3 protein-coding genes are annotated in these 3101 nt (G+C 71.1%); all 3 read right to left on the bottom strand.

Annotation, left to right across the window (positions count from 1 at the left end):
• Positions 1-1310, bottom strand: a 1310-nt coding sequence (locus D180_RS11350; protein WP_157835454.1) for a tetratricopeptide repeat protein, incomplete at its 3' end; no start/stop codon positions are given.
• A gap of 85 nt (positions 1311-1395) precedes the next feature.
• On the bottom strand, positions 1396-2214 hold the full coding sequence (locus tag D180_RS11345) for a UDP-2,3-diacylglucosamine diphosphatase (protein ID WP_017912885.1): 819 nt from the start codon (positions 2212-2214) through the stop codon (positions 1396-1398).
• Positions 2211-3101: GNAT family N-acetyltransferase (locus D180_RS11340; RefSeq protein ID WP_017912884.1), on the bottom strand; the 891-nt coding region annotated here is incomplete at its 5' end. The genes D180_RS11345 and D180_RS11340, both read right to left, overlap by 4 nt.

Here is a 3101-nt window from a genome sequence, read left to right as displayed (position 1 = left end):
AGGCGGGCGGTCCGCGCCAGCTGCAACTGCAGCGCGGACGGCAGCGGCAGCGCCCATGCCTCGGCGAGCGCCAGCGCACTGGAACTCCAGCGCTGCGCCTGCGCGACGTCGCCGAGCGCCAATGCCGCGCGGATCAGGCCATCGTGCACACGCAATTCGTACACGCGGCGGCCCTGCGCCCGGTACACGGCAAGCGCCTCCTGCAGCCAGGCCAGCGCCTGCGGCGTGTCGCCGCTGTCGAGCGCCAGCTCGGCCATGGTTTCCTGCACGTGCGCGGCCTCGATGGCGTCGCCGTGCGCGCGGTTGGCGGCAAGCGCATCGCGGTAGTAACGCATCGCGGTGTCGGACTCGCGCAGTTCGCGATACACGTCGGCGATATTGGTCAACACGGACGCAGAGACCGCGCCGCGCGCGCGCTGGATGTCCAGGCTCAGCGTCAGGTTGCGCAGGGCGCCGCGAAAATCCCCGAGCCGGCGCAGCGCCGCACCGACGTTGTTCAGATCGCGCGCCTCGCCCATGCGGTCGTGCAGCGAGCGGGACAGCGTGGCCGCGCACTCGAAGCGCGCCAGCGCCTGCGGCAGGCGTTCGCGGCGGAAATCGAGAATGCCGCGGCGGCGGATGAGTTCGTAGCGCAAGCGGGTATCGCCGGCATCGCCGATGTTGGCCGCGGCGCAGTCGAGCGTCTGTTCGGCAGCGTCGAGGCGGCCGCCGTCTAGCTGCTCCTTGGCACGCGCAAACAATGCCGCGACCCGCGCTTCGCCCGCCGTGTGCGGCGTCGATACGCCCGCCTGCTGCACGCACAGCAGCGGATCGGGAAGCGGACGCGGCGCGGCGGGCTCCGCGCAGCCATAGATCGTGTTCTGCGCAATCGCGGCCGGACTCGCCGCGAGCAGGACGCCCAGGCACACCAGGCGCAGGCATGTCCGCGAGCGCGCGCCAACCGCGGTGACGTGCGCCTGGACGAGATCGCCGGAAACGGCGGACCAGGCCAAACCGCGCAACGTCCCCATGGATCGGCGCGACCGGCCGCACAACGCCTTCCCTGGTTTCACGGTCTCCACGACTCCAGAACTGATCGGGATGCGGCCCATGCGCGCCAAAGCGGCATGGATCAGCGCGAAGCCCGGGCGCGAAGTGGATTCCTGCCCGGGCATGCCGCACCGATGCATCGCAGTAGACCCGATGCCACAGCGGTGATGCACACCACACACGGCCATCGTGGAATGACGGTCACACCAGGTTCTACGCTTCCGTCCAGTGCAGGGGCGGCCGCACCTCGACCGGGGCGATCGCGACCGGGACAACGTCACGCGCGCAAGCGCGACAGCAGTCGAACGCACCAATCTCCCAGTCAGGTGCCAGGCGGTGCAGCACTGTCTGGCCTGATCGCCTGCTTCAGGCCGCGCGCGGCCAGACGTTCTCCTGCACCAGCCGCAGGCGCGGCGGCAGTTCGCGCAGCACGTCGCCGCGGTGCGAGAGCAGGCGCAGCGTGCCGTCGGCCTCTTCGGCGAGCGCGGTGAGGTTTTCGACCCAGTCGCCGTCGTTGGCGTAGACCAGACCGTCGCGCTCGAACAGCCCGGCGCGGTGCACGTGGCCGCAGATCACCCCGTCCAGGCCGCGGCGGCGCGCGTCGTCCAGACCGGCAGTGACGAAGCGCTCGATGTAGCGCTCGGCGGCGCTGCTCTGCCGCTTCAGGTAGTCGGCCAGCGACCAGTAGCGCATGCCCAGGCGGCGGCGCACGCGGTTGGTCAACTGGTTGCCGGTGAGAATGCGGTAGTACAGCCAGTCGCCGAACTTCTCCTGCAGGCCGCCGAACTGGGTCACGCTGTCGTAGTCGTCGCCGTGCACCACCAGCAGGCGGCGCCCGTCGGCGGTGGCGTGCACCGCGCGCCGGCGCACCTGCATCGCCGGCAGCGCCAGCCCGCAGAAACGGCGGATCGGCCGGTCGTGGTTGCCGGGGACGTAGATCAGTTCGGTGCCGCCGCGGGCCAGCGCGTGCAGCGCATCGACCACGCGCTGGTGCGCCGCGCTCCACACCGCGCGGCGCTGCGCCATCCACCAGAAGTCGACGATGTCGCCGACCAGGTACAGCTGGTCGCAGCGCAGGCCGCCGAGGAAATCGGCCAGCTCGCGTGCGTGGCAATGCGGCGCGCCCAGGTGCACATCGGAGACGAACACCGCGCGGCGCGGCGCCAGGCTGTTGAGCGGACTCATGCCACCACCTCTGCTTCGTTGCGGGGACGTTCGAGGTAGCGCGCGCGCTTCTTGCTGCGGATGCGCTGCAGATCCAGCTCGATCAGGCCGTCGACGGCGTCGTTGAACGCCGGGTCCACGCCGAAGGCGAGGAAGCGCGCACCGCCGGGTTCGCACAGATCGGTGTACTGCTTGTAGAGCATCGGCACCGCCGCGCCCAGCGCGTCGAGGTTGCCCTTGAGCACCTTGAAGGCCGTGTCGGCGTCCAGTTCGTCGAACGCCGGCGGCGCTTCCGGGTACGGGAACGGCCGCGCCGAGGCGGCTTCGCCGCTGGCGTCGCCGTAGTAGCGGGCGTAGTAGGCCACGATCTGCTCGCGCGCCGCGTACGGCAACGCGGCGCTGATCGACACCGCGCCGAACAGGTAGCGCACCTGCGGATGGTCCTGTAGATAAGCGCCGATGCCCTGCCACAGGTAGTCGATGCTGCGGCTGCCCCAGTAATCCGGCACCACGAAGCTGCGGCCCAGTTCCATGCCCGCGGCGATGCGCGGCAGCATGCCCTCGCCGTAGCGGAACAGTTCGGCGGTGTAGAAGCCGGCCAGGCCGCGTTCGGCCAGCACCGGCGCGCCGCGGGCGACCCGATACGCGCCGACCACGCGCGTGGCGGCGCCGTCCCACAGCACGATGTGTTCGTACCAGGTGTCGTAGTCGTCCAGGTCCAGGCGCCGGCCGGTACCCTCGCCCACCGCGCGGAAGGTCAGCTCGCGCAGGCGGCCGATCTCGCGCAGCAGCGCCGAGCCGGCGCGCAGCCGGCCGACGCGGATCTGCTTGCCGTCCAGGGTATGGCCGAGGCTGCGCAGGCCGGCCACTTCCGTGGCCAGTTGCGCCGGGTCCTCGGCGGCGACCAG

Origin of the sequence: Xanthomonas sp. SHU 166 (assembly GCF_000364685.1) — a bacterium.
Taxonomy (GTDB): Bacteria; Pseudomonadota; Gammaproteobacteria; order Xanthomonadales; family Xanthomonadaceae; genus Xanthomonas_A; species Xanthomonas_A sontii.
The sequence above is the reverse complement of the archived record's forward strand: the minus strand, read 5'-3'. Positions and strand labels throughout refer to the sequence as shown.